30 protein-coding genes are annotated in these 24,824 nt (G+C 64.6%); 17 read left to right on the top strand and 13 right to left on the bottom strand.

From position 1 onward, the window contains the following. Nucleotides 1-60 precede the first annotated feature (60 nt). From LAQ58_RS09845 to LAQ58_RS09820, 6 genes are all read left to right on the top strand, one after another. Complete coding sequence (locus LAQ58_RS09845) at nt 61-627, top strand: DUF7110 family protein (protein WP_224447269.1); 567 nt, start codon at nt 61-63, stop codon at nt 625-627. A gap of 162 nt (nt 628-789) precedes the next feature. Next, a complete protein-coding gene (locus tag LAQ58_RS09840; RefSeq protein WP_224447268.1) occupies nt 790-1,761 on the top strand; it encodes a phosphoadenosine phosphosulfate reductase family protein in 972 nt (323 codons plus the stop codon). 188 nt (nt 1,762-1,949) lie between these two features. Continuing rightward, on the top strand, nt 1,950-2,903 hold the full coding sequence (locus tag LAQ58_RS09835) for a phosphoadenosine phosphosulfate reductase family protein (protein ID WP_224447267.1): 954 nt from the start codon (nt 1,950-1,952) through the stop codon (nt 2,901-2,903). Between the two features lie 320 nt (nt 2,904-3,223). Beyond that, nucleotides 3,224-3,550 carry a cupin domain-containing protein gene (locus tag LAQ58_RS09830; RefSeq protein WP_224447266.1) on the top strand — a complete coding sequence of 109 codons (327 nt, stop codon included), beginning with the start codon at nt 3,224-3,226 and terminating at the stop codon, nt 3,548-3,550. A gap of 125 nt (nt 3,551-3,675) precedes the next feature. Then, nucleotides 3,676-3,942 (top strand): helix-turn-helix domain-containing protein, encoded by a 267-nt coding sequence (locus LAQ58_RS09825; RefSeq protein ID WP_224447265.1) that lies wholly within the window; start codon nt 3,676-3,678, stop codon nt 3,940-3,942. Between the two features lie 91 nt (nt 3,943-4,033). Further along, complete coding sequence (locus tag LAQ58_RS09820) at nt 4,034-4,750, top strand: diphthine--ammonia ligase (RefSeq protein WP_224447264.1); 717 nt, start codon at nt 4,034-4,036, stop codon at nt 4,748-4,750. A gap of 198 nt (nt 4,751-4,948) precedes the next feature. Here the strand turns inward: LAQ58_RS09820 and LAQ58_RS09815 are convergent, their stop codons facing one another. Continuing rightward, nucleotides 4,949-5,917 (bottom strand): nucleotidyltransferase family protein, encoded by a 969-nt coding sequence (locus LAQ58_RS09815; RefSeq protein ID WP_224447263.1) that lies wholly within the window; start codon nt 5,915-5,917, stop codon nt 4,949-4,951. Between the two features lie 99 nt (nt 5,918-6,016). Between LAQ58_RS09815 and LAQ58_RS09810 the strand changes: the two genes are divergently transcribed. After that, on the top strand, nt 6,017-6,304 hold the full coding sequence (locus LAQ58_RS09810) for a transcriptional regulator (protein WP_224447262.1): 288 nt from the start codon (nt 6,017-6,019) through the stop codon (nt 6,302-6,304). A gap of 37 nt (nt 6,305-6,341) precedes the next feature. Here the strand turns inward: LAQ58_RS09810 and LAQ58_RS09805 are convergent, their stop codons facing one another. Next, nucleotides 6,342-7,037 carry a type 1 glutamine amidotransferase domain-containing protein gene (locus tag LAQ58_RS09805; RefSeq protein ID WP_224447261.1) on the bottom strand — a complete coding sequence of 232 codons (696 nt, stop codon included), beginning with the start codon at nt 7,035-7,037 and terminating at the stop codon, nt 6,342-6,344. A gap of 213 nt (nt 7,038-7,250) precedes the next feature. Between LAQ58_RS09805 and LAQ58_RS09800 the strand changes: the two genes are divergently transcribed. The 10 genes from LAQ58_RS09800 to LAQ58_RS09755 all read left to right on the top strand — a co-directional run bounded on the left by LAQ58_RS09800 (nt 7,251) and on the right by LAQ58_RS09755 (nt 15,660). Next, nucleotides 7,251-7,523, top strand: coding sequence for a hypothetical protein (locus tag LAQ58_RS09800; protein ID WP_224447260.1), 273 nt, complete (start codon nt 7,251-7,253; stop codon nt 7,521-7,523). A 109-nt stretch (nt 7,524-7,632) separates the two neighbouring features. Next, on the top strand, nt 7,633-8,016 hold the full coding sequence (locus LAQ58_RS09795; protein WP_224447259.1) for a twin-arginine translocation signal domain-containing protein: 384 nt from the start codon (nt 7,633-7,635) through the stop codon (nt 8,014-8,016). Continuing rightward, nucleotides 7,973-9,691, top strand: coding sequence for an ABC transporter substrate-binding protein (locus LAQ58_RS09790; RefSeq protein WP_224450151.1), 1,719 nt, complete (start codon nt 7,973-7,975; stop codon nt 9,689-9,691). The genes LAQ58_RS09795 and LAQ58_RS09790 overlap by 44 nt, the downstream gene beginning before the upstream one ends. Before the next feature lie 176 nt (nt 9,692-9,867). After that, nucleotides 9,868-10,857: an ABC transporter permease gene (locus tag LAQ58_RS09785; protein WP_224447258.1), complete on the top strand. Its 990-nt coding sequence runs from the start codon at nt 9,868-9,870 to the stop codon at nt 10,855-10,857. After that, nucleotides 10,858-11,811: an ABC transporter permease gene (locus tag LAQ58_RS09780; RefSeq protein ID WP_224447257.1), complete on the top strand. Its 954-nt coding sequence runs from the start codon at nt 10,858-10,860 to the stop codon at nt 11,809-11,811. A gap of 3 nt (nt 11,812-11,814) precedes the next feature. After that, nucleotides 11,815-12,969: an ABC transporter ATP-binding protein gene (locus LAQ58_RS09775; protein ID WP_224447256.1), complete on the top strand. Its 1,155-nt coding sequence runs from the start codon at nt 11,815-11,817 to the stop codon at nt 12,967-12,969. Beyond that, a complete protein-coding gene (locus tag LAQ58_RS09770) occupies nt 12,939-14,303 on the top strand; it encodes an ABC transporter ATP-binding protein (RefSeq protein WP_224447255.1) in 1,365 nt (454 codons plus the stop codon). Before LAQ58_RS09775 ends, LAQ58_RS09770 begins: the two co-directional genes overlap by 31 nt. A gap of 6 nt (nt 14,304-14,309) precedes the next feature. Further along, the gene (locus tag LAQ58_RS09765; RefSeq protein WP_224447254.1) at nt 14,310-14,792 is read left to right on the top strand and encodes a hypothetical protein; all 483 of its coding nucleotides are present in this window, start codon (nt 14,310-14,312) and stop codon (nt 14,790-14,792) included. After that, a complete protein-coding gene (locus LAQ58_RS09760; RefSeq protein ID WP_224447253.1) occupies nt 14,785-15,324 on the top strand; it encodes a hypothetical protein in 540 nt (179 codons plus the stop codon). The genes LAQ58_RS09765 and LAQ58_RS09760 overlap by 8 nt, the downstream gene beginning before the upstream one ends. Nucleotides 15,325-15,405: 81 nt before the next feature. Next, nucleotides 15,406-15,660, top strand: a complete 255-nt coding sequence (locus tag LAQ58_RS09755; protein ID WP_224447252.1) for a hypothetical protein — start codon at nt 15,406-15,408, stop codon at nt 15,658-15,660. Nucleotides 15,661-15,691: 31 nt separating this feature from the next. Here LAQ58_RS09755 and LAQ58_RS09750 read toward each other — a convergent pair whose 3' ends face one another. From LAQ58_RS09750 to LAQ58_RS09700, 11 genes are all read right to left on the bottom strand, one after another. Continuing rightward, nucleotides 15,692-15,907, bottom strand: a complete 216-nt coding sequence (locus tag LAQ58_RS09750; RefSeq protein WP_224447251.1) for a hypothetical protein — start codon at nt 15,905-15,907, stop codon at nt 15,692-15,694. Between the two features lie 16 nt (nt 15,908-15,923). Next, on the bottom strand, nt 15,924-16,454 hold the full coding sequence (locus tag LAQ58_RS09745) for a hypothetical protein (protein ID WP_224447250.1): 531 nt from the start codon (nt 16,452-16,454) through the stop codon (nt 15,924-15,926). Nucleotides 16,455-16,466: 12 nt separating this feature from the next. Further along, nucleotides 16,467-16,715, bottom strand: coding sequence for a hypothetical protein (locus LAQ58_RS09740; protein WP_224447249.1), 249 nt, complete (start codon nt 16,713-16,715; stop codon nt 16,467-16,469). A gap of 128 nt (nt 16,716-16,843) precedes the next feature. Further along, a complete protein-coding gene (locus tag LAQ58_RS09735; RefSeq protein ID WP_224447248.1) occupies nt 16,844-17,323 on the bottom strand; it encodes a hypothetical protein in 480 nt (159 codons plus the stop codon). Nucleotides 17,324-17,453: 130 nt separating this feature from the next. Then, nucleotides 17,454-18,023 (bottom strand): hypoxanthine/guanine phosphoribosyltransferase, encoded by a 570-nt coding sequence (hpt, locus tag LAQ58_RS09730; RefSeq protein ID WP_224447247.1) that lies wholly within the window; start codon nt 18,021-18,023, stop codon nt 17,454-17,456. Between the two features lie 123 nt (nt 18,024-18,146). After that, a complete protein-coding gene (locus LAQ58_RS09725) occupies nt 18,147-19,907 on the bottom strand; it encodes a Na(+)/H(+) antiporter subunit D (RefSeq protein ID WP_224447246.1) in 1,761 nt (586 codons plus the stop codon). Next, nucleotides 19,907-21,772, bottom strand: coding sequence for a cation:proton antiporter (locus LAQ58_RS09720; protein ID WP_224447245.1), 1,866 nt, complete (start codon nt 21,770-21,772; stop codon nt 19,907-19,909). Before LAQ58_RS09720 ends, LAQ58_RS09725 begins: the two co-directional genes overlap by 1 nt. Beyond that, a complete protein-coding gene (locus LAQ58_RS09715) occupies nt 21,769-23,340 on the bottom strand; it encodes a monovalent cation/H+ antiporter subunit D family protein (protein WP_224447244.1) in 1,572 nt (523 codons plus the stop codon). The genes LAQ58_RS09720 and LAQ58_RS09715 overlap by 4 nt, the downstream gene beginning before the upstream one ends. Beyond that, nucleotides 23,333-23,698, bottom strand: coding sequence for a cation:proton antiporter subunit C (locus LAQ58_RS09710; protein ID WP_425490708.1), 366 nt, complete (start codon nt 23,696-23,698; stop codon nt 23,333-23,335). The genes LAQ58_RS09715 and LAQ58_RS09710 overlap by 8 nt, the downstream gene beginning before the upstream one ends. Further along, the gene (locus LAQ58_RS09705; protein WP_224447242.1) at nt 23,698-24,189 is read right to left on the bottom strand and encodes an MnhB domain-containing protein; all 492 of its coding nucleotides are present in this window, start codon (nt 24,187-24,189) and stop codon (nt 23,698-23,700) included. The genes LAQ58_RS09710 and LAQ58_RS09705 overlap by 1 nt, the downstream gene beginning before the upstream one ends. Beyond that, a complete protein-coding gene (locus LAQ58_RS09700) occupies nt 24,186-24,725 on the bottom strand; it encodes a DUF4040 domain-containing protein (protein WP_224447241.1) in 540 nt (179 codons plus the stop codon). Before LAQ58_RS09700 ends, LAQ58_RS09705 begins: the two co-directional genes overlap by 4 nt. Nucleotides 24,726-24,824: the final 99 nt, after the last annotated feature.

The raw sequence follows: 24,824 nt of genomic DNA, 5'->3' as shown, positions 1-24,824 counted from the left end.
TACCGGCATTTGCGCAGTAGCGCGCAGTACCAACCCATCCCCCCATCAGAAGCACAAAAAATGTCAGGCCGCGTATATAGACTTCACTCGACGCTGGAACTGCCTCTCGAAGATGTCGAGGATTACTTCGACGGTAATCCCGACCTTCCGACAGAAATCGCCGATATCGACATCACCCGACGAAACAACACGCTCATCATCAAGGCGATCTCCGACGACGAGAGCCTGAGCAAGTACACGCCGACGGCGCAACTCAAAGCCAGCGTCACGGAGACGCGCGTATACGAGGAGGAGCCGCCGCGGGCCGGCGGCCCGCAGTGGGCGCAGGACGAAGAGGAGGAGATCCCCTCCGAACTCGTCGAGTTCGCCTGTTTCAAAGGCGACCGCGAGACGGTGTTGCAGAACACGGCGCTGCAGTTCCCGATGTTCCAGGTGTTGTGCGAGATAGCGAAACTCGCCGAAAAAGGGACGCTCACGGCGATTACGGAGGAAGACGGCGATCTCCGTGCGACCCGCATCGTCGAGGGTGACATCCGACCGGCGAGCGTCGAAGTCGTCGAGAACCCACAGCAGAACAACTCTGGCGGCAACGGCATCAACTGGCGCGACAACAAGTTCATCAACTGAGCGGCGGCGCGCGGCAGTTTCTCCGACGACACGACGACCCGAGCGGATACGCGGCCTTTCGGCGCGTTCGATGGGCCGAGCGTGTGAATAACACACAGCGTCACTCACGCGTTGCGACGAGCCATAAGACACTTTACTCCGCTAATTATATCTCATTACGAGATGCCCGAAGGCTTCCCAGAGTACCTCGACGTAGACTACTCCGACGGCGAAGGTGAATCCGCGGCCGACTATCCGAGCATCCAGCACAAGCTAGAGAAAGCTATCGAGGTGACGAAGACCGGCCTCGAACAGTACGAGAACCCCGCGGTGATGTGGACCGGCGGGAAGGACTCGACGCTGACGCTGTACTTCGTCAACGAGGTTGCGGAGCGGTTCGACCTCGAAAAGCCGCCCGCGGTGTTCATCGACCACTACCAGCACTTCGACGAATTGATGGAGTTCGTCGAGCGCTGGGCCGACGAGTGGGACCTCGAGGTCATCTACGCGCGTAACGATAACGTCGGCGAGTACGTCGACGAGAACGGTCTCGAACCGGGCGATGACATCCCAGTCGACGGACTCAACGAGCAGAACCAGCACCACATCCGCGACATCTTGGAGTACGAGGAGGACGACTTCCCGTTCCTGCTCGACACGTACGTCGGCAACCACCTGCTGAAGACCGTCGCGCTCAACAACGCGCTCGAGGAGTACGACATCGACGGCGTCATCTCCGGCATCCGCTGGGACGAGCAGGAGGCGCGCGCCGACGAGACGTTCTTCAGTCCCCGTCACGACCCCGAGATCTACCCGCCGCACGACCGCATTCAGCCGATTCTCCAGTTCGACGAGGCCGACGTCTGGGAGGCGTTCTGGCACTTCGTCGTGCCGGAGACCGTCGAGGAGTACCCCGACGAAGGCTACGTCCCGCAGGACTACGACGACCTGCCGAACGGACTCACCCACGAGGACATCCCCGTCTCGCCGAAGTACTTCGAGGGGTTCCGCTCGCTCGGCAGCGAAGTGAGCACGACGAAAGCCGACGAGGAGCCCGCATGGCTGCAGGACCTCGACAACACGACCGAACGCGCGGGCCGCGCCCAGGACAAAGAGGACCTGATGGAGCGCCTGCGCGACCTCGGCTACATGTAAAGTTCCGCAGGTAACTGCCACACCCTCTCTCGGGGCTGCCACCTCCCGGCGGACGCGTCGATTTTCCGTTATTTGCGACTCGTGGCCGAGCGACGGCGAATATCCGCGGAAACGTCACAGCGACCGTGTTCCGTGTCAACCACTCGCCGCGGAAACGTAAATATCCTCAGCGGTGGAGTGTATCGTCGATGACCGAGCAGTTTCCCGACTACCTCGACGTGGACTACGAAGCCGGAACCGCCCAGACCGCCGCCGACTACCCCTCCCTCGGCGAGAAAGTCGAGAAGGCCGCCGAACTCACCGCGCGGGCGCTTGACCAGTACCGAAACCCGGCGGTGATGTGGACCGGCGGAAAGGACTCGACGCTCGTCCTCTACGTCGTGATGGAGGTCGCCCGCGAGCACGGCCACGACGTACCGCCGGTCGTCTTCATCGACCACTTCGAGCACTTCCCCGAGGTGACCGCGTTCGTCGAGAAGTGGGCCGACGAGTGGGGCCTCGAACTCGTCGTCGCGCGAAACGAGGCGTTCGCCCGCCTCGGCGCCGAACCCGGCGACGAGTTCGCCGTGAGCGAACTCGGCGAGGCGACGCGGCGGGAACTCGCTCGACTGGAGTACGACGAGGAGACGCTCGTCCTCGACGCCGACACGTTCGTCGGCAACCACCTTCTGAAAACCATCGCGCTGAACGAGACGCTCACCCAGCGGGGGTACGACGGCATCTTCTCGGGCGTCCGCTGGGACGAACAGGAGTCGCGCGCCGACGAGACGTTCTTCAGTCCGCGTCACGACTCCGAGAAGTACCCGCCGCACGACCGCATCCACACCATCCTCCAGTTCGACGAGGCCGACGTCTGGGAGGCGTTCTGGCAGTTCGTCGTCCCCGACACCGTCGAGGGCTACCCGGCCGGACACGTCCCCGAGTCGCGCGACGACCTCCCCGGCGATTTGATCGCCGAGGATCTCCCCGTCTCGCCGAAGTACTTCGAGGGGTTCCGCTCGCTCGGCACCGAGTCGGGGTCGGCGAAGTCCGACGAGCGCCCGGCGTGGATGCAGGATCTAGACGCGACGACCGAGCGAGAGGGCCGCGCGCAGGACAAAGAGAACATCATGGGTCGCCTGCGTGATTTGGGGTACATGTGAGCGCTCGGCGGAGCAAGCCGCTTCGATAAACGCTTTTACACGATACGGAATGATGTGCTGTTCGGATCGCACACCCTCGGAAGGCGGTCTGTTCGTAGACCATCGGGTAGATATACGCTGAAACGACGGCACGCATCGTCCCCATCCTCTGAGATTGTGGAATCGCCCGTTCGGTGGGTGAATCGTCGTGATGGATCGTTCGGACCGGTTACGAACGGTCGACTAGGATCGAATAGTACAGAAACGACATTTCTGTGAGAAAATCGGATACATGGCCGGCAGATACGCTTATATAACGAACGTTCGTTTCGAATACTCGTATGAACGGGTCGATAGTCAAAGCAGCAGATGCCGAGCGAAACGAGTTTCAGGGCGTCAACTTCGACGTGCTCGCGGTCGGCGAGGAGTCGATGGTGACGAAGATGCACTTCGAGAAGGGAAACGACGTGCCGCCTCACAGTCACGAGAGCGAGCAGAGCGGCTACGTCGTCTCGGGTCGCTACCGCCTTCGGTTCGGCGACCGCGACGAGATCCTCGAAACCGGCGACAGCTACTCGATACCGGGAGGGGTTGAGCACAGCTACGAAGTTCTCGAATCCGGCACCGTCATCGACGTGTTCTCCCCGCCGCGGGAGGAGTATCGGTGAGACTCGCTCCGCGGGGGATGCGGCGGCGGCGGACAACTCCCCGGTCGACGGAAACCGTTCGATTCCGAACACTGTCCCCCTCACCTCGCTAGACCGATTTGACCCCATAGCGAGTACACCGACTTATGGACGCGAGCGACGACTCCGATTCGGTACCCGACTGCGTCTCCGAAGCGAGCATCCCGACGCGAGACATCCTCGAGGTGATTCGCTGCGCACCGCAACCGGTCGTCAACACGGGGTATCTCGCCGAGCGATTCGGGGTTCCGATTTGGGCGATGTACGCACGACTCGAATCGCTGACCGAAGCCGGCGTGCTCGAACATATGGAGGTTCGCAACCGAGGCCACCTCTGGTGGAAGTCGTTCGAAACCGAACTCGACGAGCTCTGACGGGCGGGCTGTCTCTCCGTTTGGAGTTGCGCCCCCGCTGGGAACGGACCGAACCGGTGCCTGTAAACCCCGGTCGTCAGTACATCGGTCAATGACCGACGACTGGGTGAGCCTCTTTTCGGGCGGTAAGGACTCCTCGTGGGCGCTCTACCGGGCACTCGAAGAAGGATTGAACGTGAGCAGACTGCTCACCGTCCACCCCGACGGTGACTCGTACATGTACCACGTCCCCGAGACGCGACTGGCGCGCCTCGCCGCCGAGAGCGTCGGTATCGAACTCGTCGAAGTCGAACCCGAATCCTTCGACGCCGACGACGCTGTCGACTCCGGCGAGCAGGGCGACGCCGAACTCGAACCGATGGAGGCGGCGCTCCGGGAGTTGCAGGCGGAACTCGAATTGGCGGGCGTCACTGCAGGAGCGGTAGAAAGCGAGTTCCAGACGAATCGGATTCAGCAGATGTGCGACCGACTCGGCATCGACCTGTTCGCACCGCTGTGGCAGGAAGACCCCCGAGAACTCGCCGATGCGATGCTCGACGCCGGCTTCGAGATTCGCATTATCCAAGTCGCGGCCCACGGACTCGACGAGTCGTGGCTCGGGCGAACGCTCGACGCCGACGCGCTCACGGAGTTAGAGGAACTCAACGACGAGTACGGCGTCCACATCCTCGGCGAGGGCGGCGAGTTCGAGACGCTGGTGACCGACGGGCCGCACATGTCCCGACCCATCGAGTTGGAATACGAGACAAAGTGGGAGGGGACGAGAGGGCGGATTCGGGTGACCGACGCTCGACTCGGGGAGCGCTGAGCGGCGAGGTCGTTCCGCGAGCGCCGACGGCGCGAGCGGCCGAGGACCGACTAGAGATCGCGAGGCGCCCGACGGGAGGGTCGTAGACAGTTGGTGCAAAAGAAGACGTGGAGCGACTTCTACGTCTTCCGGCTTTGTCGCGAAGACACCGTTTGCCGAGGCCTGTCGAAGCCAGCTCGCAGCGTAAACGGTGTGAAGCTACTCGTCACCGACGAGTTTCGAATGTTCGCCGATCAGCGTGTCCGTCAACTGCAACCCCTCGATGTGCGTCTGCTGGTCGGCGATGGTCTCTCGAAGCGTCGAATTTTCGACAGTCGCGTCCGAGAAGACGACGCAGCGTTCGAGCGTCGAGTTTCGAACCTCGGCGTCGGCCATCACCTGCACGTTGTCGCCGAGTTCACTGTTTTCGACCGTCGCGTCGTCGTGGACGAAGTTCTGCCCGTCGAGTTTCCACGCGACCGCTTCGAGGTAGCTTTCGGCCGTCCCGATGTCGTACCACGCGTCGTCGAAGCTGAACGCGTAGACGGAGTCACGGGACTGCAACCACTGGAGGAACCAACCGGGTTCGTCCGGATTGTTGTCGGAAGCGAGATACTCGTCGAGTTTCGGCAGCGTCTCGGCGGTGAACGCGTAGCAGGCGATAGAGACGAGCGTACTCTTGGGGTCCTTCGGCTTCTCCTGAAACTCGACGACTTGGTCGCCATCGAGTCGAACGAGACCGTACGACTTCGCCCGTTCGCGCGACCCGACGTCGTAGGCGGCCAGAATCGGCGACTCCTTCTCCTCGAAGAAGTCGACGAACTCCGCGACGTCGAAGCTGATGAGGTTGTCCCCGGCGATGACGACGAGGTCCTCCTCGACGCCCTCGCGGTCGACCAACTCGGCGAGTGCGCCGACGACGCCGAACTTCTCGTCTTCGGCTCTCGTCTCCTCGATCGACAGCGTCGGTTTCTCGAACTCGGAGTCGGCGAGGTAGCTCTCGAACTCGTCGGCGAAGTACTCGTTGGTGCTCACGAACACCTCCGAGATTCGATCGTCGGCTTCGAGGTCGGCGAATATCGTGTCGATGACCGTCGACTTCCCCACCGGAAGGAACATCTTCGGACGGTGCTTGGTAATCGGCCAAAGACGCGTGGCGTAGCCTCCGGCAAGGACGACTGCTTTCATACACGTCCCAACAATGGCAGGCGTCATGACTGTTTTGCTCAAAGTGGGGAAGAAGCGAACGAAGCAAAAGAATTTGGCCGCTCGCTCGTACTCGGTGCTATGGACGAGACGGAGACGACGCGTCAGCGAATCGCCGACGTGCTCAGAGCGGAACCGTCGACCGCGAGCGGTCTCTCGGCGACGGTCGACGCTCCCCGATCGGTCGTCTACGACCACCTTCGACACGTCGCGCAGTCGCTCGACGGCACGGACGAGCAGTTCCTCGTCGCGCCGCCGGAGTGCCGCAACTGCGGCTTCTCGAACTACGACGACCCGGTGAACTACCCCTCGCGGTGTCCCGACTGTCGCAGCGAGAGCATCGAGGAAGCCGTCTTCAAAATCGAGTGACGACGGCGGGTCTCGATCGCTGCGTCGTTTTCGCCTTTTAGGCGCTCTTCGCTTCGACACCCAACTCGTCGAGCAGCGTCGTCGCCGCCGTGTGCGAGGACTCAGGACCGCGGGCGGTGATGAGGTCGCCGTCGACGGTGACACTCGTGTCGGCGTCGAGTTCGGCGTCCCAGTTCGCGCCTGCCGCCTTCACCTCGTCTTCGACCCAGTAGGGAAGCTTCCGACCGTCGGGCATCCGGTCGTGCTCGTCGACGATCTCCTCTTCCCACTCGTTGGGGAAGCCGGTCACGTCGCGCTCGTTGACGACGTACTTCCCCTCCTCGGTGTGCGTGAAGCCGAGGATACCGACGGCGTGACAGACGACGAGCGCCTTTCCGTCGTCGCCCGCGACGGCGTCGCGCAGGAGCCGTCGCGCGTGACGGTCCTGGTTGATGTCCCACTCGGTGCCGTGACCGCCGGGGAAGACGACGACGTCGTACTCCGACGCCGACACGGCCGCGATGGGTTCGGGGTCGTTGAGTCGCTCGTCGTTCTCGTGAATCTCTCGGGCGCGTTCGGCCGTCTCCTCGCCGACCGTCTCCGGGTCGACGGAGCGCTCGTCGACCACCGGCGGCGACCCGCTCGGCGTGGCGACGGTGACGTCGACGCCCGCGTCCGAGAGCGTGGTGAGCGGTTCGGTACACTCCTCGGCCCAGTACCCCTCCTCGCTGACGATGAACAGTGCGGATACCATCGTTCGAAGCTACGTGCCTGACGCGCAAAAGCGATGGGGCGAAACGACTCTCCAGGAGAGATCGGAAACGTCCCGAATAGACGGTAGGCCGACCGACAGCGGCGACGGTACGGATACTGGGTGGATGCCGGCTCAAACAGCCAACAGGATGCTAATAAACGACACGTGCGCGAGCACGGTGGTCTTATATATGCGCGGTCGTACGGAACCGACATGCTCGATACTCGAAGTGTCTTGGCGATTCTCGCTGGTCTCACCCTCCTCGCAGGCATGATTTACTATCGCCGCGGGCGGGAGGTGGAGTCGTTCTTTCTGCTCGGCGGCGGGTTCGCGCTGTCGGCGTTCTGGGGCCTGTTGGGCATGGCGCTGTCGCGAACGGAACCGACGCAGGTTCCCGGTGACATCTACCTCGCGATGTCCGGGTCGGCCGTCGTGATGAGCATGTACTTCTTCCTCGAAGGCAACTCCATGCTTCGGGGCCGTTGAACTGTCAGTGTTAGATGAATATCTCTCGTTAAATGAGAACGAACTGTAAACTGAAGCTCGGTGAGAATACCATCAAATATAAGTATGGTATGAGTCAACGTGGTGCTGCATGTCTGACGATTCGATGAACGATAGCCGCCGGCGGTTCCTGAAAGCCTCCGGTGCAGGCGCCGTTGCCCTCACACTCGCCGGGTGCAGCGACGGCGGAAACGCCGGGAACGACGGGGACGGAAACGGGACCGAGGATACCGAGGATACGCCCCAGCAGAATACGACAGATCCGAACGAGATCACCCGCGGCGGGACGTTCACCGTCGGGATGGACCAGCAGCCGAAAGGGATCAACCCGCTTTCGACCTCTTCCGCGTACTCGTGGAGTATCCTCGACTTCGTCTACTGCTGGGGTACGACGATCGACCCTCGACTTCGTCTACTGCTGGGGTACGACGATCGACCCCGTCAACTTCGAGGTTCAGCCGAGCGCCTACACTGAGTGGACCGTCGAGAACACCGGTGGTGAGGAGCCGAAACCCGACGTCTACTTCAACGTCCGCGAGGGGCTCACCTTCAGCGACGGCGAGGAGCTGACCGTCGAGGACGTCATCTTCACCTACAACTACCTGATGGAGAAGAAGCCGGGGCGCTACGTCTCGACGGTCGACCCCATCGAGTCGGTCGAGGAGGCCGACAACGACTGGGACGTCCACATGAAGCTCACGCAGGCCATCGGCACCTACGACTCCACGCAGTTGCAGGTTCCGCTGCTGCCGAAGCACATCTGGGAGGAGGTCGACGACTACCAGGCCTACCAGCCCGAAGAGAACGGCGGTCCCATCGGCGCGGGGCCGGGCGAAGTCACGACGTACAGCCCGGACACCGCGATCGAGGTGACGTTCCGCGACGAGGCACCGCTGGAGAACCTCCAGTGGAAAAAGGACCACGAGAATCTGCTGGCCGGCGGCCCGTTCATCGACTCCGTCCGGTTCAAAATCTACGGCAGCCAGTCGGCGCTCACGCAGGCGTTCTTCAACGGCGACGTCGACACGGTGTACGAGCAGATTGACACCGCGAAGGTCCAGCAGGTTGAGGACGCCGACGGGAAATCCATCGTCACCGGCTACGACACCGGCTACGGTCACTACTCGTTCAACCTCCGTCGGACGCCGCTCGACGACCTCGCGTTCCGGCAGGTGCTCGGCTTCGCGTACGACGACATCTACTGGACGCAGGAGCTCAACCGCGGCTACGAACAGGAGGGCGACTTCGTGATGCCGCCCGGTTACTCGGCGGTACGCCCTGACGCTGGTGGCGACGGCGAACTCCTCACCGGCCCGGCGACGCAGGCGTTCACCTTCCGCGGCGTCGACGCGACCAGTTCCGAAGTCGACGTCGAGGGCATCCGTCAGTTCCTCACCGACGGCCAGGTCATCACCGGCGAGAGTGGTACGTTCATCGGCATCGACTACCCCGGCAGCCTCACCGACGTGAGCGCGGGGCAGAGCGAGGCGAAACACGACTACAGCTTCGGCGACGTTCAGTCGAGCGTGCTGCAGGACGCCGACGTCGACCAGGAGATTCGCGTCAACGGCGAGACCATCACCGACATCAACGACGGACCGCTCCAGATGCTCGTCTACCCGGCGAAGGACTCGCCGAAGACGGCCCAGATGGTCGAGCGCTACGTCGGCAACCTCCGCTCGATCGGCATCCCCATCGAGCGGAAGGTGATGACGTTCAACACGATGCTCAACAGCGTCTACGCCGACGAGGACTTCGACATCTTCCCGATGTCGTGGAGCAGCCTCTCGCCGTTCGGCGCGAGTTCGCTCTACAGCCTTTTCCACGGCGCCAACGCCGACGACCACAGCGACGAGAACACGGACACGCTGCTCAACAACCCGATGGGCTACGGCCTCTTCGACGACGCGACAGCCAACGACCTCATCACGCAGTGCCGCACCGAGATGGACACCGAGACCCGAAACGACCTCGCCAAGCAGGCGGTCGAGCAGATCTACCTCGACTTCCCGACAATGGTCCTCTCCTACGCGAAGGTGCAGTGGCCCGTCAACTCCGCCGACTGGACCGGCTTCGTCGGCAACATCCCGGGCCCCGGCGACGGCTACCTCGGGACGAACATCATGCAGATCCACCAGACGGACAACTAACGCCGACGGCCGACGCCGTCGACTTTCTTTTTCCCCCTCTAGCCGCCTCTATAGCCGGTTCTTCGACCTTTTCTTTCCGAGAAAACGTAGTAATCCAACACATTCATAACGACGCTCCCCAATCGTGCGACAGAAACGCAAACAGTACGCGTACAAAAACCCGTGACTTCGAAACAATGACCAGAATCAGTGGAAAGTACCTCGCAAAGCGGCTCGTGGTCTCCTACCTGACCCTCCTGCTCATCATGACCCTGCTGTTCGCGCTCATCCGCAGCGCTCCCGGGACGTTCATCGACAGCATGATCTCCCCGGAGATGACCAGAGAGCAGGTCGAGCGTATCCAGGAGGTCTGGGGACTCAACGAACCGCTGTGGAAACAGTATCTCAACTTCATGATCAACTACCAGACGGGTAACTTCGGCCGGTCGCCGACGTGGAACGTGCCCGTCTGGGACCTCATCCTCCGGCGGATGCCACGGACGCTCATCCTCTTCGGTGCGAGCTACATCGTCGCGTATCTCGTCGGGCCGCTCGTCGGGATGTATCTCGGCTGGTGGCGCGGCACCCAGAAGGACAAGGCTATCTTCAGCACCTCGCTGATGGTCTACTCAATGCCCGCGTTCTGGCTGGCGTGGCTATTTATCTGGTTCTTCGACTACGAGATGGAACTGCTCCCGAGCGCCTACATGCTGACGCAGTTCCCCGAATTCGAGTGGAACGCGTTCACCGTGATGGCCGACGTGCTCGTCCACATCACGCTCCCGCTCGTCAGCCTCTCGTGTATCGGCTGGGTCGGTGCGATGCTCATCATGCGCCCGTCGATGAACAACGTCGTCGACGAGGGCTACGTCTTCTTGGCCCGCGCGAAAGGACTCGACGAACGAACGGTGATGATCAAACACGCGGCGCGGAACGCGCTCATTCCCGTCGCGACCGGCGCAATCGTCGGACTGGCCTTCCTCATCGACGGCGCGGTCATCACGGAAGCCGTCTTCACGTGGCCGGGAATGGGACAAGTGCTCGTCGAGGCGGTGCTGAACAACGACTACCCGGTGACGCAGGCGGCGTTCTTCATGCTCGCCGTCCTCGTCGTCGTCATGCGTCTCATCACCGACATCGCGTACACGTACCTCGACCCGCGAATCAAGTTCGGGGAGGAGAACTAGATGGCAACCGAAGGAGAATCCACGACCGGACTCGAATCGTACCGAAAGCAGTGGGCGCCCCGCATCGAGCGCATCCGCCGCGGCTGGGACCGGTTCACCGAACACCGGATGGGCGTCATCGGACTCGTCATCCTGACGATGTTCTCGCTGTGGGCCGTCGTTCCCAGTTGGTTCGCGCCGCACACGCCCGACTGGGTTGCATACATCGGCTACGAGAACGCCCGACTGACCGGCGAACAGGTCCGATCGCTGCCGCACCCCCCCGCGTTCGGCGATCCGTTCTTCGCACCCCTCGGAACCGACTCCTACGGCCGCGATATCGCGACACTGCTGGTGTACTCGGCGTCGACGGCAATGTACATCGGTCTCGCAGCCGGGTTGCTCTCTAGTCTCGTCGGCGTCCCGCTCGGCCTCATCAGCGGGTTCTACGGCGACACGTGGATAGACGAGACCATCCAGCGTTTCGTCGACGTGATGTACGGCCTGCCGTTCCTGCCGCTTCTCATCGTCCTCGTGGCGATTCGCGGGCAGACGACGACGAACATCATCATCGGCATCGCCGTCACCTCGTGGCTCAACAACTGCATCGTCATCCGCGGCGAGACGCTCTCGCTGCGGACGCGGGCGTACGTCGAGTCGGCAAGAGTCGCCGGGGCGAGCGACCTCCGCATCGTCTTCCGGCACATCATGCCGCACGTGCTCCCGCTGTCGTTCGTCTACCTCGCACAGGACGCCGCGGCGGCCATCCTGACGCAAGCGGCGCTGGCGTATCTCGGACTGGCGGACTTCGCATCGCTCTCGTGGGGTATTATGCTTGAGAGCATCAAGTCGCAGGGGTACATCTTCACCGCGTGGTGGTGGCTGATTCCGCCCGGACTGGCCATCATGCTGCTCGCAACGGCGTTCTACTTCATCGGCTTCTCGATGGAGGACGTGACCAACCCGCAGAGATAATCAATGACGCTACTGGAAGTAAACGACCTCTCGATACGATACGCAGTCGAAGACGCCGACGTCCACGCCGTCGACGGTGCGAGCTTCACCGTCGACGCGGGCGAAACGTACGGACTCGTCGGCGAGTCCGGGTGTGGGAAGACGACGCTTGCGAAGAGCCTCCTCCACCTCCTGGACTCGAACGGCTACATCGAAAGCGGCGAAGTGTGGTTCGACGGAACGCTCCCGCAGTGGGAAGACGGGAACGGAAATCCGAGACGCGAGATAATCGACGACGAGCGCTACCCGGTCCGCGCCGACGGGATGACCGACCTCGCGCAGTTGAACGACTCCCAGATTCGGGACATCCGCTGGCGCGAGGTGGCGCTCATCCCCCAGAGCGCGATGAACGCGCTCAACCCCGTCTACAAGGTGGGCGACCAGATCGTCGAGGCCATCCTTCGCCACGAACCGCGAACGACCAAAGCTGAGGCCGACGAGCGCGCCCGCGACCTGCTCGAACGCGTCGGCATCGACCCCGAGCGTGCCGACGACTACGCCCACGAGTTCTCCGGCGGGATGAAACAGCGCGCGGTCATCGCCATGGCGATGGCGTGCAACCCGAGTCTGCTCATCGCCGACGAGCCGACGACGGCGCTCGACGTCATCATCCAGGACCGAATCCTGGAGGAACTGGAGATGATTCAGGAGGAGTTCGGCGTCTCCATCCTCGTCATCAGCCACGACATCAGCGTCATGGCCGAGATCTGCGACCGGATGGCCGTCATGTACGGCGGGAAGATCATGGAGCGCGGCACGCGCGACGACATCTTCAGAGAGACGGCGAACCCCTACACGCTCGGGCTGAAGAACTCCTTTCCGACCATCACGCAGAAACAGCAGCAGCTCGTCTCCATCCCCGGATCGCCGCCGCACCTGCGCGACCCCGACCCCGGCTGTCGGTTCCGCAAGCGATGTCCGTTCGCCGTCGACGACTGCGAGCGGAGCCACCCGCCGATGTACGACGTCGCGGCCGTCGAGGAGACCGGACGGCTGCAGGAGGCGATGGACGATCGCCGCCACGGCTCCGCCTGCTACCGGAGCGACGAACTGGACGAGATACGAACGAAGGCGATAAAGGAGGAAACATGGAAAGAGACCGCAACGCAGAGTCGCTAGTCGAAATCGAGAACGTCCACAAGTGGTTCGACATGAGCCGGGGAATCGTCGACACGATTCTCGGCCGCGAACCGCAACCGGTCCGCGCCGTCGAGGGTGTGAATCTCTCCATCGAGAAGGGCGACATCCTCGGCATCGCCGGCGAGTCCGGTTGCGGGAAGACGACGCTCGGAAAACTGCTCGTCAAGCTCTACGAACCGACCGAGGGCGAGATTCATTTCGACGGCACCGACATCTCGAACATGACGCGCGAGGAGGAGCGTGAGTTCCGACAGCGCGTCCAGATGATCTTTCAGGACCCCTTCGAGAGTCTCAACCCCCGGATGACAGTGTTCGACGCCATCGCGGAGCCGTTGCAGATAAACGGGATGGCCGACTCCTACGACGACCGACGCGAGCGCGTCAAGACGGTGCTCAACGACGTGGGTCTCGGTCCAGCCGAAGTGTATCTCGACGCGTTCCCGGACGAACTCTCCGGCGGCGAGCGCCAGCGCGTCGCCATCGCGCGAGCACTCGTTGTCGACCCCGACTTCGTCGTCGCCGACGAACCGGTGTCGATGCTCGACGTCTCCATCCGCGCCGGCGTGTTGAACCTAATGAAGGAACTGCAGGACAAGTACGACCTGACGTACGTGTTCATCAGCCACGACCTCTCGCTCATCCGCTACATGTGCGACCGGACGGCCATCATGTACCTCGGAAACGTCATCGAACACGGGCCGACCGACGACCTCATCGAGGACCCGAAACACCCATACACAGAGGCGCTGTTCGACGCCGTTCCCGACGTGGAGATCGCCGAGGAGCGACGCCGTGCCAACGCTACCGGTGAGGTGCCGAGTCCGCGCAATCCGCCGTCGGGCTGTCGGTACCACCCGCGCTGTGCGCACATCATCCCGCCGGACGACTGGCAGGGGAGTCAGGACGCCTTCCGGCGTGCCTTCCAATACAAGATACGCCTGCGCAGGGACGACTTCGAGCACGAGGAGTTCGACGCCGACGACGACGCCGTCGAACGGATGCTCAGTCAGGGACTCGCCCTCGACGTTCCCGAAGAGTACCGTCACCCCTCCGAGGTGCGTTCCACCGGTATCGGCGTCGACGTGGCGGAGATCAACCTCCCGCGAGAGACGGAGTCGTCGCTCCGGGCAGCGACGCGGGCGTATCTCGGCGGCGATCGCGAGGGTGCGCTCGCGGAGTTGGAGGCGCTCACCACCGTCTGCGAGCGCGAGGTTCCGCTCCCGCGGCCGCTCGACGAGCAACAGGTCGCCTGTCACCTCTACGAGGGAGGCAGCGACGCCGAGCGGACGCCCGCGTCGCCGCACGCGGAGTGACTTGACGTGGCCGCCCTGCGGTCCCGCCTCCGCACCATCCTGCGCTCCCCGGCCGTCGTCGTCTTCGTCGCGCTGTTTGCGCTGACGGCGGGGCTGTTCGGTGCGGCGTTTCAGACGCAGCTAGCGATCGCGCGAAGCGACTCCATCGAGGCCTCGGCGACGACGCTCGCCGTCTCCGACGACGGCGAGTCGCTCGAAATCACCGTCCGAGCGCGCAATCCGACGAGCAAGACGCTGACGCTGTCGGGCGCCCACCTGGTCGGCCGCGTCGACGGCGAGGAGCTCACCCACTACGGGACGCGGTCACTCGACGACGTCGCGCTTGCGCCGGGCGAGACAACGAAGTTCACGGTTGCCGTCGAACTCGTCGACGGCGAGACCGAAGCGGCGAGAGCGGCCGTCGAAGAGGGTCGCGTCCGCGTCGGCGGCGAACTCGTCGGACACATCGAAGACGTTCGCATCACGCTCGGAGTGTCCGACGATGGGTAACGGCACCTCGAACGCCACGTCCGGCCCCGACGGCTCCGACTCCGACGACGGCGACGTGGCGGGAACGACGCGGACGACGCGGACGACACAGACGGCGCAGACGACGCGGCACTCGACGCGCGTCCCGATGTCCGCCGATATCGTGCGCTTCGTCGGCATCGGCGTCGCCACCGGAGTCCTCGTCGCGCTGGCGGCGTACGTCACCAACCGTGCGCAGATGGTTTCGGCGGTGCCGTCGTGGCTGCCGTTCGCCGTCGGGTTTCTCGGCGGCGCGTACGTGCAGGTGTTGAGCCGCGACCTCGGCGAGAGCGTTCGCGCCTTCCTCGTTGCGCTCGTCGTCGGGACGGCGTGTTACCTCGTCGCGGCGCTGGCCCCGCTGTGGATACTCCCGTATGAACCGACGGTTCGCGACCTGCTGATCCGGTCGATCCTCCGCGAGGAGATCGCGAATCTGGTGTTCGCCAGCCTGATTCCGCAACTGTTCGTCGGCTACCTCGCCGCCGTCGTCGTCGACGGGACCTTTCGGTCGTGACCTGTCTCAGTCCTAGCCGTCGACCGCGGCGGCGAACGCCGGAGCGACGAACATTTGACCGACCGGCCGGAAGAGGCGACCATGTCGAAGGATATCCCGACTCGCGAGCGCTCGACGCGCGAACGCGGGACGTACGCGGGTCACAACGAGGACCCGACGCTGGCGAGCTACCTCTCGTCGCTGTTTTTCCTGCTGTCGGTTCCGACGTTCGTCGCCCTCGCGTACGGCGGATTCTACGCGGGCTACTACGGCGAGGCGGCCATCGTCCCAGTCTTCGGCGGCTTACTCGTCGTCGCCATCTGTATCGCCTTCGCGGCGATGCACTACAAGCGGTGAGCGGCGGAAGCGACGCGACTCACCGGCGAGGTCACTCGAAGCCGCTCTCGATGCTGCCGTAGACGAGCAGCCCCGTCGACAAGAGGACGAGCGAGATCTCGAACCGCGAGACGCCGTCGTCGGTGACGAAGAAGCTCACGAGACTGACGAGCGCCAGCGCCACCGCGAGGCCGAAGATGAGAAGGATTCGGTTGACGCCATTGGTGTACCACCGATATGCGCGGTCTTCGAGTCGGTCAAGCCTCACGCGTGGTCGGTCGGCATCAGAACCAGATGTCTTTGTATTCGCACTCGACGGGTTCGGTGACGACGTTCGTCACGAGCGCCAACGAGACGAGACCGACGCCGGCTCCCATCTCGGCGGGGTCTGTTCCGTCCGACTTCCATGCGGCGAGACCGACGCCGAGGTCGACGTGCCAGTCGTGGACGGTGACGAGCCACGACTCGGGCAGTTCCTCGGAGTCGGCGCCGACGCGGAAGAGGTATTTGAACGTCTCGTCGGTCCGGTCGCGCAAGTCGCCGCCGGCCTCGTAGCCGGGCACCTGCGGCGTTCCGAACAGTTGGACGAGGCGGTAGAGCGCCGTTCCGATGTCGCCGTACTCGCCGCCCTCGGCGCGACGGTTCAGTTCGACGTACGCGTCGACGTCGTCGCGCTCGCGGAGTTGGTCCTCCAGCAGTTCGTCTTCCTCGTCGAGGCGACGACGAATCTCGTCGTCGGGTACCGGTTCGAGCGTCAGATCGCCCAGCGTTTCAAGGTCCGGCGCGTCGGGGTGATCGCGGATATCGACAGGCATGGTCGGGAGGGTTCAGTAGGCGAACGTCATGAAGCCACGCCAGCCGGCGTAGCCGGCGACGAGGCAGACGAGACCAGTTGCGATGACGATGAACGAGTCGACCGTCGTGATGGCGTCACCGAGGTTGTTGAGTCCGAAGTACAGCGTGATGCCGAGTATCGTGAACACGTAGCCGACGACCGCCCCGACGAGCGTCAGCCCCAGCGACGCGAATCCCAGCGGTTGCTGCATCTTCGGCGGGACCCGATGTTTGAGCGACATGGTGGCTATCCGTTGATTGTAGTGGTGTCATATATATCCCGCGCTATGAGTTCACATGGCCGACACCACGAGAGCTGCGGCCGTCGGAATCTGCCGGTTTCGCTTGTCACCACTGCCGTCTGAACCCGTCAGTTTCGGTCGTCGTCACCGCCGTCGGCGCTCGTCTCGCCTCTGCCGCCGGACCGCTGCTCACCGGCGTTCTCCTCGTCGACCCGGCGCGCCTCGGCCTGGGCGTTCTCGGCGAACGACCGGTTGCGGGCGTCTGACGGCGTGTTGCCGAGCGGACTCATCCGCGGGTCATAATCGGCGTCGGCAGGCGCTCCGTCGGCGGGCGCTCCATCGACGGATGCGTCGGCGAGGGCGGCGGCGTCTGTCGCATCGGAACCGCCGTCCTTCGACCTCCTGTTTCGCAGCACTTCGGCGGGAACCCGAACGCGGTAGCCGAGCGCGATCAGCGCCGTTCCGAGCGCCAACGCGAGCAGAATCGACTGGGAGAACAGTGACACCTCGCCGGTGACGATTGACTGGTGGAGCGCCTCGCCGAAGACGAGCGCGCCGGTGACGAGAAGGACCGTACTGAGGAGGTTCCACGGGTTCGCATGCGCCATACCGCCACTCGCTGCCGCCCGGATAAAAAAGCAGTCTTCGGCCGCCGCGGCGAATGGAGGGTCGGACGCTCCGGGTTTCGCCGTTCGTCGCGGCGGTCGAACGCTTCGCGTTTCGTCGTCTCTTCGCCGTCTACCCGTCGCCGTTCTCGTCGACGATGACGACTTCGCCGTCTTCGACGGTGACGTTGATGAGCGTCTTCACGTCGTAGTCGGTGTTGTCGAGTTCGTTCGGTCCAGCCTTCTTGATGACGGCGACCACGTCAACGACGTTCGCGCCGACGTCGTTCGTGAGCGCGTCGAGAATCGCCTTCATCGTGCCGCCCGTCGACAGCACGTCGTCGAGGACGAGCACCCGGTCGCCCGCCTCCACGTCGTTGATGTACATCTCGCTCTCGGAGTAGCCCGTCTCCTGAAACAGCGGCACTTCGCCATCGAGACCGTACTGGCGCTTGCGGATGACGACGAGCGGGATGTCAGTCATCAGCGAGACGGCCGTCGAGATGTGGATGCCCATCGCCGCGGGCGTCACGATCTTGTCGACGTTCTCCAGTTCCGCCTTGCGGATGATCTTGATGACGATCTCGCGGAGAAGACTCGGTTCGAGCATCGGCACGCCGTCGCTGATTGGATGTACGAAGTACTCGTAGTCGCCTTTCTCGATTATGGGCGCGTCGCACAGCGACTGCCGCAACTGGTCCATGCCGACAGTTTCCGTGGGTGGGGATAAATGCTGGTGATTCGGCGCTCGTTCGTGGGTCGGTGGCACGGGTGGTCTCGAAAACCGAGACGCCACAGAAAGCGGTTTTAGGCCGAATTCGCCGGATTACGCGACGACGAGCAGCGCGATCCCGACCGTCGCGACGGCGGTCAGAAGCAGGATGCTCGTTCCGATACCCGCCCGAAGCGACACCGGCCACGTCGGGGTGCCGTCGTCGTCGACGGCGTCGGTCCGACCTGACGCGCGCCGGAGCGCTTCCTCGGGGTGACTGACCGTCCACGTGACGCCCGAGGCGGTGGCGACGGTCGCACGGTCGACGGCGGCGTACGTCTCGGTGACGCCACGGACCAACCCACGCGTCCCGTAGAAGGCGAGCGGATTGTAGATGGCGTCGATATCTGGGACGCGCCCGATACGGTCAAGCGGCTTTTTGAGGAGGGCGAAGCCGACGACGCCGAGGACGGCCAGAATCAGTCCTTCCTGTACGTGGCCGACCGTGTACGTCGTGTAGTCGAAGCCGCCCTCGTTGCCGGGAAGGATGGCGAACAGCGCGTCCGGGAAGAGACCGTAGACGACGCAGAGCACGGCGACGCTCACCATTCCGACCATCTGGAGTCGGTTCGCGTCGCGGACCGGACCGTCGTAGCTCCCCTCGTAGAAGGCGTAGTAGCCGAGTTTGATGAACGAGAGGAACGTTCCGACGCCACCCGCGAGCAGCAGATACCAGACGAGGTCGAGATGCTTGTAGTGCGCCTCGGCGATGATCATCCCCTTGCTGACGAAGCCGTTGAAGCCGGGGAAGCCCGCAATCGAGAGCGCAGCGATGACGAACGCCGCCGCCGTGACGGGCATCTTCCGGCCGAGTCCGCCGACGTACTTCAGGCTCTCCTCGCCGGTCCGGTAGATGATCACGCCGACGGTCATGAACAGCAGGCTCTTGTAGAGGATGTGGTTAAACACGTGGCCGAACGCGCCCGCTGTCGCCAGCGTCGTCCCGATGCCGACGCCCGCGACCATGTAGCCGACCTGCGACTGGATGTGATAGGAGAGGAGGCGGCGCATGTCCTTCTGCAGCACCGCCATCGTCGCGCCGAAGACGGCCATCGCCGCGCCCATGTAGGCCAGCCAGAGGTGGCCCTCTGGGAACGCGCGGTACATCGCGTAAACACCGGTTTTCGTCGTGTAAACGCAGAGGAAAACGCTGGCGGCGACGTGCGGACGCGGGTAGGTGTCCGGGAGCCACGCGTGCAGACCGACGAAGCCAACGTTGACGCCGATACCGATTGCGGCGAGCGCCAGAATCGCGGGTGTCCCGGCGACGATGCCCGTCGAGGCGCTGAAGAGGAACGACCCGACTTCGGCGTAGTGCCAGACGATGGCCGCGAGGACGAGACTGCCGCCGATGCCGTGCAGCACGGCGTAGCGGAAGCCCGCGCGGACGGCCTTGCCGCCGTAGTCCCAGACGAGAAGCGTGCTCGTCACGGCCATCAGCTCCCAGAAGAAGACGAGCGTGAGCCAGTCACCGGCGAACACTGCGCCGATACTGGTTCCGGCGTACGACAGCGCGTAGGCGGTCTGCTTGTTCGACGCGTCGCTCGCGTACGAGTACAGCACCGCAATCGCGCCGATAAAGCCGAAGATAATGCCCATCAGCCGGGAGAACGCGTCGATGTTGAACAGTACGACGTCGAAGCCGAACAGTTGGACCGCCCAGTAGACGCCTTCGGGTGCGAAGAACGCGATGGGAACGACGACGGCCGTCGCCACGACACCGAGGCCGTGGCCGACGCGTCGGGGGACGAACGGCAGCAGCAGCGCGGCGACGAGCACGTAGACGAACGGCGGTACCGCGGTCAGGGCGTCCATCAGAACAACACCCCCGTCGTCGCGGCGGCAGTCGCAGCCGTCGCCGCCGTGACCACCTGTTCGACGATGCGGAGGAACACCGCCCGACCGGGGACGATACCGATGACGACAGAGCCGACGGCGGCGGTCAGAATCGGGCCGAGCATGAACCACGTACTCTCGGCGCCGAGCCAACTGCGGCGCTCCCAGCCGCCGGTCGGCGGACCGCCCTCGTGGTGGTGGTCGTGGTCGGCATCGCCCTGTGCGTCGTTCTCGGCCATCTCCGCGGTTCCGTCACCGAGTGCGCCGCCCTGTTTCGTGTGGTCGCTCGGGTAGCGGTCGACCGCGTAATCACCGTTCGGGTCCGCTGGTCTCTGTACTCCGCCCGCATGGGCGCCGGCGTCGCCGCCACTCAGCGCGGAGCCCTCGCCGAGGTCGGCGCCGCTCTCGTCACGGCTGCCCCCGTCGGCGGCAACGTCCGCACGGCCGCCGTAACGGTGCTCGACGAGCGGTTTCCGGTCGTGACCGCCGGGCACCTCGCTCTCGAAGAACGCCTGGTAGACGACCGGCCAGAAGTAGCCGATGTTCAGCACTCCGGAGACCAGCAGCGCGACGGTGAACACCACCTCGCCGCCGGAGGCGGTGCCGATGAGCAGGTAGAACTTGCTGACGAACCCCGCGACGAGCGGGATTCCGGCCATCCCGGCGGCCGCGACGGCGAACGCGGCCATCGTCAGCGGCATCCGCTTGCCGATGCCGGCCATGTCGCTGATATCGTCGGTGTGGGTCTCGACGTGGATGATGCCCGCGCAGAAGAACAGCGTGAGCTTCATGAACGCGTGGGCAGGGATGTGCAGCAGTCCGCCGATGAGTGCGTATCTGGCTGCGTCACCGCCGAGCGAGGCACCGATGCCGAGGCCGAGGACGATGTACGACAGTTGGCTCACCGTCGAGTACGCGAGGCGGCGCTTGAGGTTGTCCTGTCGGAGCGCGATGACGCTCGCCATCAGGAGCGTGAACGCCGCGACGGCCGCCAGCGGGACGCCGACGCCGAGGTTCGCAACGGTGTCGGGACCGAACACTTCGAGGACGACGCGGGCGATGCCGAAGACGCCGGACTTGACGACGGCCACGGCGTGCAGCAGCCCAGAGACGGGCGTCGGTGCGACCATCGCGTCCGGGAGCCACGAGTGAACCGGCATCAGCGCCGCCTTGACGCCGAAGCCGAGCGCCAACAGTGCGAATGCCGCGCGGCCGAGCGTCGGGTCGGCGGAGGCGAGGCCCTCGATGCCGCCGGGGGCGAACGCCACCGTCCCGGCGAGCACGTAGACGAGGACCGTCCCCGCGAGAACGGCGACGCCGCCGCCGAAGGTGTAGGCGATGTACTTTCGACCAGCAGCGCGCGCCTCGGCCGTCTCGTCGTGGGTGACGAGTGGGTACGTCGCCACGGTTAGGAGTTCGTAGAAGACGAACAGCACGAGCAGGTTCGACGCGAACGCGACGCCGACGGCGGCGCTGACGCTGGCGGCGAAGGCGGCGAAGTACCGAGTCTGGGCGTGTTCGTGCAGGCCGCGCATGTAGCCGATGCTGTAGAAACTCGTGACTAGCCACAGTAGGCTCGCGAGCAGGCCGAACAGCATCCCGAGCGCGTCAGCCCGGAGGGCGAAGTCGATGCCGGGGACGAAACCGCCGAGGCTGGTGACGTAGGCGTCGCCCGCGATCGTTCGCGGCACCATGCTCGCCACGACGAGGAACGTCGTCGCGGCGGCGACGAGCGTCCACGCCTCCCTCACGTTCGGCCGGCGGTTCGACGCGTAGATGGCGACGATAGCGACCGCCGGAACGGCGACCGCCGCGAGCGGTCTGAGTGATGGGATCTCTGTCATTGCTGGAGTAGAAGTTCGAGGGTCGGTTCGAGGAGCGGTTCGAAAACGGAGACGAGTGGGCCGAGCGCGACGGCGAGCACCGCCGCGACGACGACGACGGCGACCATGCTGACGGAGTGACCGCCGAAGGCGGCGTCGTCGCCGCGTCCGAGGATGGGTCGGTCGTCGTCAGTCACGCCATTCGCCTCACCACCGTCCGCGACGGCGGCCGCGCCGGTTCCGGTCGGCGAGTCGGCGGGCGTCTCCGTCGGCGCGGCCGAGCGGAAGTACATCCGCTCGACGAGCCGCAGGAAGTACGCCAGCGTCAGGAGCGTGCTCAGGAGGATGATGACCGCGATGGGCCACGACTGGGCTTGAATCGCGCCGAGGGCGATGTACCACTTGCCGACGAAGCCGACCGCTGGCGGAACGCCCACCATCGACAGCGACAGCACCGCGAGCGCAGCGCTGAGAAGCGGCGCGCGGGCGGCGAGCCCGTCGAACTGCTCGACGTACCGCGCACCCGTTCGCGCCGCGATGGCACCCGCCGCGAGGAACAGCCCGCCCTTCATCACCGCGTGGCCGACGAGGTGGACGAGGCCGCCCGTCACCGCCGCCTCGTTGGCAACGGCGAAGGCGGCGACGACGAGGCCGAACTGCGACACCGACGAGTACGCGAGCATCCGCTTCAGTTCACTCTGCATCACCGCGAGGACGCTCCCGGCGACGATACTGACGCCCGCCAGTACGAGGACGAACTCGCGTGCGAGGGTGACGGAGGCGAGGAAGTCGACGGTGTAGACGCTGTAGACGACGCGCGCGAGCGCGTACGCCGACACCGTCGAGACGAGTGCTGAGATGAGCGCGCTGACGCTGTCGGGGGCACTCGCGTACGCCTCCGGCTGCCACGTGTGCAGCGGGTACAGCGCCGTCTTGACGGCCAATCCGGTTACGACGAACGCGAACGACGCCCGGACGAGCGTCGAGCCGTAGCCGGTCGCGGCGAGTTTCTCGGCGAGGTCGGCCATGTTGAGCGTCCCCGTCGCGACGAAGGCGTAGCCGACGCCGATGAGGAACAGCGACGCGCCGACGGTCCCTATCAGGAGGTACTTCAGCGCGCCGACTGCCGAGCGGCCGTCGTCGCCGGTCGCTACGAGCGCGTAGGCGGCGAGACCGGTGATTTCGAGGAAGACGTAGAGGTTGAACATGTCCCCCGTGACGCTCATCCCCGAGAGCCCGGCGACGAGCAGCAGGTAGCCCGTGTAGAAGGCAACCGAGTGCGGTCCGGCGCGTCGCGCGTAGACGAGCACGCCGAGCGCGACGAGCGCGACGAGCGCGACGATGGCGGCGTTGAGACCGTCGACGACGAGTTCGATGCCGAACGGTGGTCGGAAGCCGCCGACCGCGTAGCTAAGCGGATCGCCGCGCGAGTACACTTGTACGGCGACGAGAGTCGCGAGCGCGGTGTGCGCTAGCGAGGTGGCGAACGTCAGCGGCCAGGCGAGGCGGTCGAACTTGTAGCCGACCGCCAGCGCGACGAGTGCGCCCAGAATCGGCACCGCGACGAGCAGCGGTAGTAGCTCACTCATCGGCGCGGACCTCCCGGAGGTGGACCTCGTCGAGCGTGCCGTACTCGGTGTAGATGCGGACGATGAGCGCCAGCGCCACCGCCGTGAGGCTTACGCCAACGACGATGGCCGTGAGGATGAGCACGTGAGGCAGCGGGCTGACGTACGTCGCACCCTCGCCGCCAGACCCGACGAGCGGCGGCGACCCGCCCTCGCGGAACGCCGAGGTGATGAAGAACAGGAAGATACCCGTCTGGAAGATGTTCATGCCGATGACCTTCTTGACGAGGTTCCGGTTCTCTATCATCATGTACGCACCGATAGGCAGCAGCAGCGCGACGACGACGTAGTTGTAGCGTGTGAGTAGAATCTCCCAGATCATGGTTCGTCCTCCATCGGCTCTCCCGTCTCGAACCCGGCGGCGATGAGGAAGAACAGACCGGTGATGATGCCGGCGACGACCGCCCCGATGCCGAGTTCGACGAGTTCGATGCCGTACTTGCTCGCGTGGTAGACGGGGTAGGCGGAGTACTGGAGGAACTCTCCGCCGAGCAGCATCGAGCCGAGCGCGACGGCGAGGAATGTCCCGACGCCGACGACGACGAGACCCAGCACGACCGCCGGGTTCAGCCAGTCGCGAACCGGTCCGATACCGAACGCGAACGCGAGCAGCAGGACGACGGTTCCGGCGATCGCGCCGCCCTGGAAGCCGCCGCCCGCCGAGTCCGCGCCGTGGAACATCACGAACAGGCCGAGCGTGAGGATGAACGGCACGACGACCCGGACGGTCGTCATGATGATGGTGCTCTCGACGTACGGCGTCTGTTCGTCGTTGTGTACGATGCGGTCGGTGGCGTCGTCGGCGCTCATACGAACACCTCCCGGCGCAGCACGAGCAGAACCGCGACCCCGGCGGTGAACACCACCACCGCCTCGCCGAGGGTGTCGAACCCACGGTAGGCGGCCAACACGGCCGTCACCGCGTTTCCGACCTCGGTCTCCTCGTACGCGTTGTCGAGGTAGTACTGGGTGACCTCGCCGCCGGCGACGGGCGCGTCCGGCGCACCGATGGCGGGAAGCGCCGGAACCGTCGCCAGTAGTACGGCCGCGAACGCGACGAGGACGACGAGTGACCGGGGTCGGACGCGCTCGAAGCGGTTCTCGTTCTCGGTTCGGACCGTCTTCGCGATGGTCAAGAGGAGGAGAAGCGTCATCACGCCCGCGCCGACCGCGGCCTCGGTGAGCGCCACGTCGGGTGCTTGCAACACGACCCAGAGGATGGCGATACCGAGGCTGTAGGCCGCAGAGGCGATGATGGCCGCGAGCACGTCTCGAAGCAACGCCGCCGTGAGCGCACAGCCGATGACGAACACGAGCGTCGCCGCCTCGATGAGGGTGAACGTCATCGGTCACCCCCGGCGTCGGCGCCGTGGTCGGCAGACGCCGCGCCGCTCGTCTCCGAATCGGGACCGCCGTCGGTCGCCAGCGACTCGGAGCCGTCGGCG

It is taken from the genome of Haloprofundus salilacus (genome assembly GCF_020150815.1).
GTDB lineage: Archaea > Halobacteriota > Halobacteria > Halobacteriales > Haloferacaceae > Haloprofundus > Haloprofundus salilacus.
This window is presented reverse-complemented; position numbering and strand designations above follow the sequence as displayed.

Bases quoted from the DNA above. Each gene is read 5' to 3' on its own strand.
- LAQ58_RS09845 (WP_224447269.1), top strand. From the start codon at position 61: ATGTCAGGCCGCGTATATAGACTTCACTCGACGCTGGAACTGCCTCTC.
- LAQ58_RS09840 (WP_224447268.1), top strand. From the start codon at position 790: ATGCCCGAAGGCTTCCCAGAGTACCTCGACGTAGACTACTCCGACGGC.
- LAQ58_RS09835 (WP_224447267.1), top strand. From the start codon at position 1,950: ATGACCGAGCAGTTTCCCGACTACCTCGACGTGGACTACGAAGCCGGA.
- LAQ58_RS09830 (WP_224447266.1), top strand. From the start codon at position 3,224: ATGAACGGGTCGATAGTCAAAGCAGCAGATGCCGAGCGAAACGAGTTT.
- LAQ58_RS09825 (WP_224447265.1), top strand. From the start codon at position 3,676: ATGGACGCGAGCGACGACTCCGATTCGGTACCCGACTGCGTCTCCGAA.
- LAQ58_RS09820 (WP_224447264.1), top strand. From the start codon at position 4,034: ATGACCGACGACTGGGTGAGCCTCTTTTCGGGCGGTAAGGACTCCTCG.
- LAQ58_RS09815 (WP_224447263.1), bottom strand. From the start codon at position 5,917: ATGAAAGCAGTCGTCCTTGCCGGAGGCTACGCCACGCGTCTTTGGCCG.
- LAQ58_RS09810 (WP_224447262.1), top strand. From the start codon at position 6,017: ATGGACGAGACGGAGACGACGCGTCAGCGAATCGCCGACGTGCTCAGA.
- LAQ58_RS09805 (WP_224447261.1), bottom strand. From the start codon at position 7,037: ATGGTATCCGCACTGTTCATCGTCAGCGAGGAGGGGTACTGGGCCGAG.
- LAQ58_RS09800 (WP_224447260.1), top strand. From the start codon at position 7,251: ATGCTCGATACTCGAAGTGTCTTGGCGATTCTCGCTGGTCTCACCCTC.
- LAQ58_RS09795 (WP_224447259.1), top strand. From the start codon at position 7,633: ATGTCTGACGATTCGATGAACGATAGCCGCCGGCGGTTCCTGAAAGCC.
- LAQ58_RS09785 (WP_224447258.1), top strand. From the start codon at position 9,868: ATGACCAGAATCAGTGGAAAGTACCTCGCAAAGCGGCTCGTGGTCTCC.
- LAQ58_RS09780 (WP_224447257.1), top strand. From the start codon at position 10,858: ATGGCAACCGAAGGAGAATCCACGACCGGACTCGAATCGTACCGAAAG.
- LAQ58_RS09775 (WP_224447256.1), top strand. From the start codon at position 11,815: ATGACGCTACTGGAAGTAAACGACCTCTCGATACGATACGCAGTCGAA.
- LAQ58_RS09770 (WP_224447255.1), top strand. From the start codon at position 12,939: ATGGAAAGAGACCGCAACGCAGAGTCGCTAGTCGAAATCGAGAACGTC.
- LAQ58_RS09760 (WP_224447253.1), top strand. From the start codon at position 14,785: ATGGGTAACGGCACCTCGAACGCCACGTCCGGCCCCGACGGCTCCGAC.
- LAQ58_RS09755 (WP_224447252.1), top strand. From the start codon at position 15,406: ATGTCGAAGGATATCCCGACTCGCGAGCGCTCGACGCGCGAACGCGGG.
- LAQ58_RS09745 (WP_224447250.1), bottom strand. From the start codon at position 16,454: ATGCCTGTCGATATCCGCGATCACCCCGACGCGCCGGACCTTGAAACG.
- LAQ58_RS09740 (WP_224447249.1), bottom strand. From the start codon at position 16,715: ATGTCGCTCAAACATCGGGTCCCGCCGAAGATGCAGCAACCGCTGGGA.
- LAQ58_RS09735 (WP_224447248.1), bottom strand. From the start codon at position 17,323: ATGGCGCATGCGAACCCGTGGAACCTCCTCAGTACGGTCCTTCTCGTC.
- hpt (WP_224447247.1), bottom strand. From the start codon at position 18,023: ATGGACCAGTTGCGGCAGTCGCTGTGCGACGCGCCCATAATCGAGAAA.
- LAQ58_RS09725 (WP_224447246.1), bottom strand. From the start codon at position 19,907: ATGGACGCCCTGACCGCGGTACCGCCGTTCGTCTACGTGCTCGTCGCC.
- LAQ58_RS09720 (WP_224447245.1), bottom strand. From the start codon at position 21,772: ATGACAGAGATCCCATCACTCAGACCGCTCGCGGCGGTCGCCGTTCCG.
- LAQ58_RS09715 (WP_224447244.1), bottom strand. From the start codon at position 23,340: ATGAGTGAGCTACTACCGCTGCTCGTCGCGGTGCCGATTCTGGGCGCA.
- LAQ58_RS09705 (WP_224447242.1), bottom strand. From the start codon at position 24,189: ATGAGCGCCGACGACGCCACCGACCGCATCGTACACAACGACGAACAG.
- LAQ58_RS09700 (WP_224447241.1), bottom strand. From the start codon at position 24,725: ATGACGTTCACCCTCATCGAGGCGGCGACGCTCGTGTTCGTCATCGGC.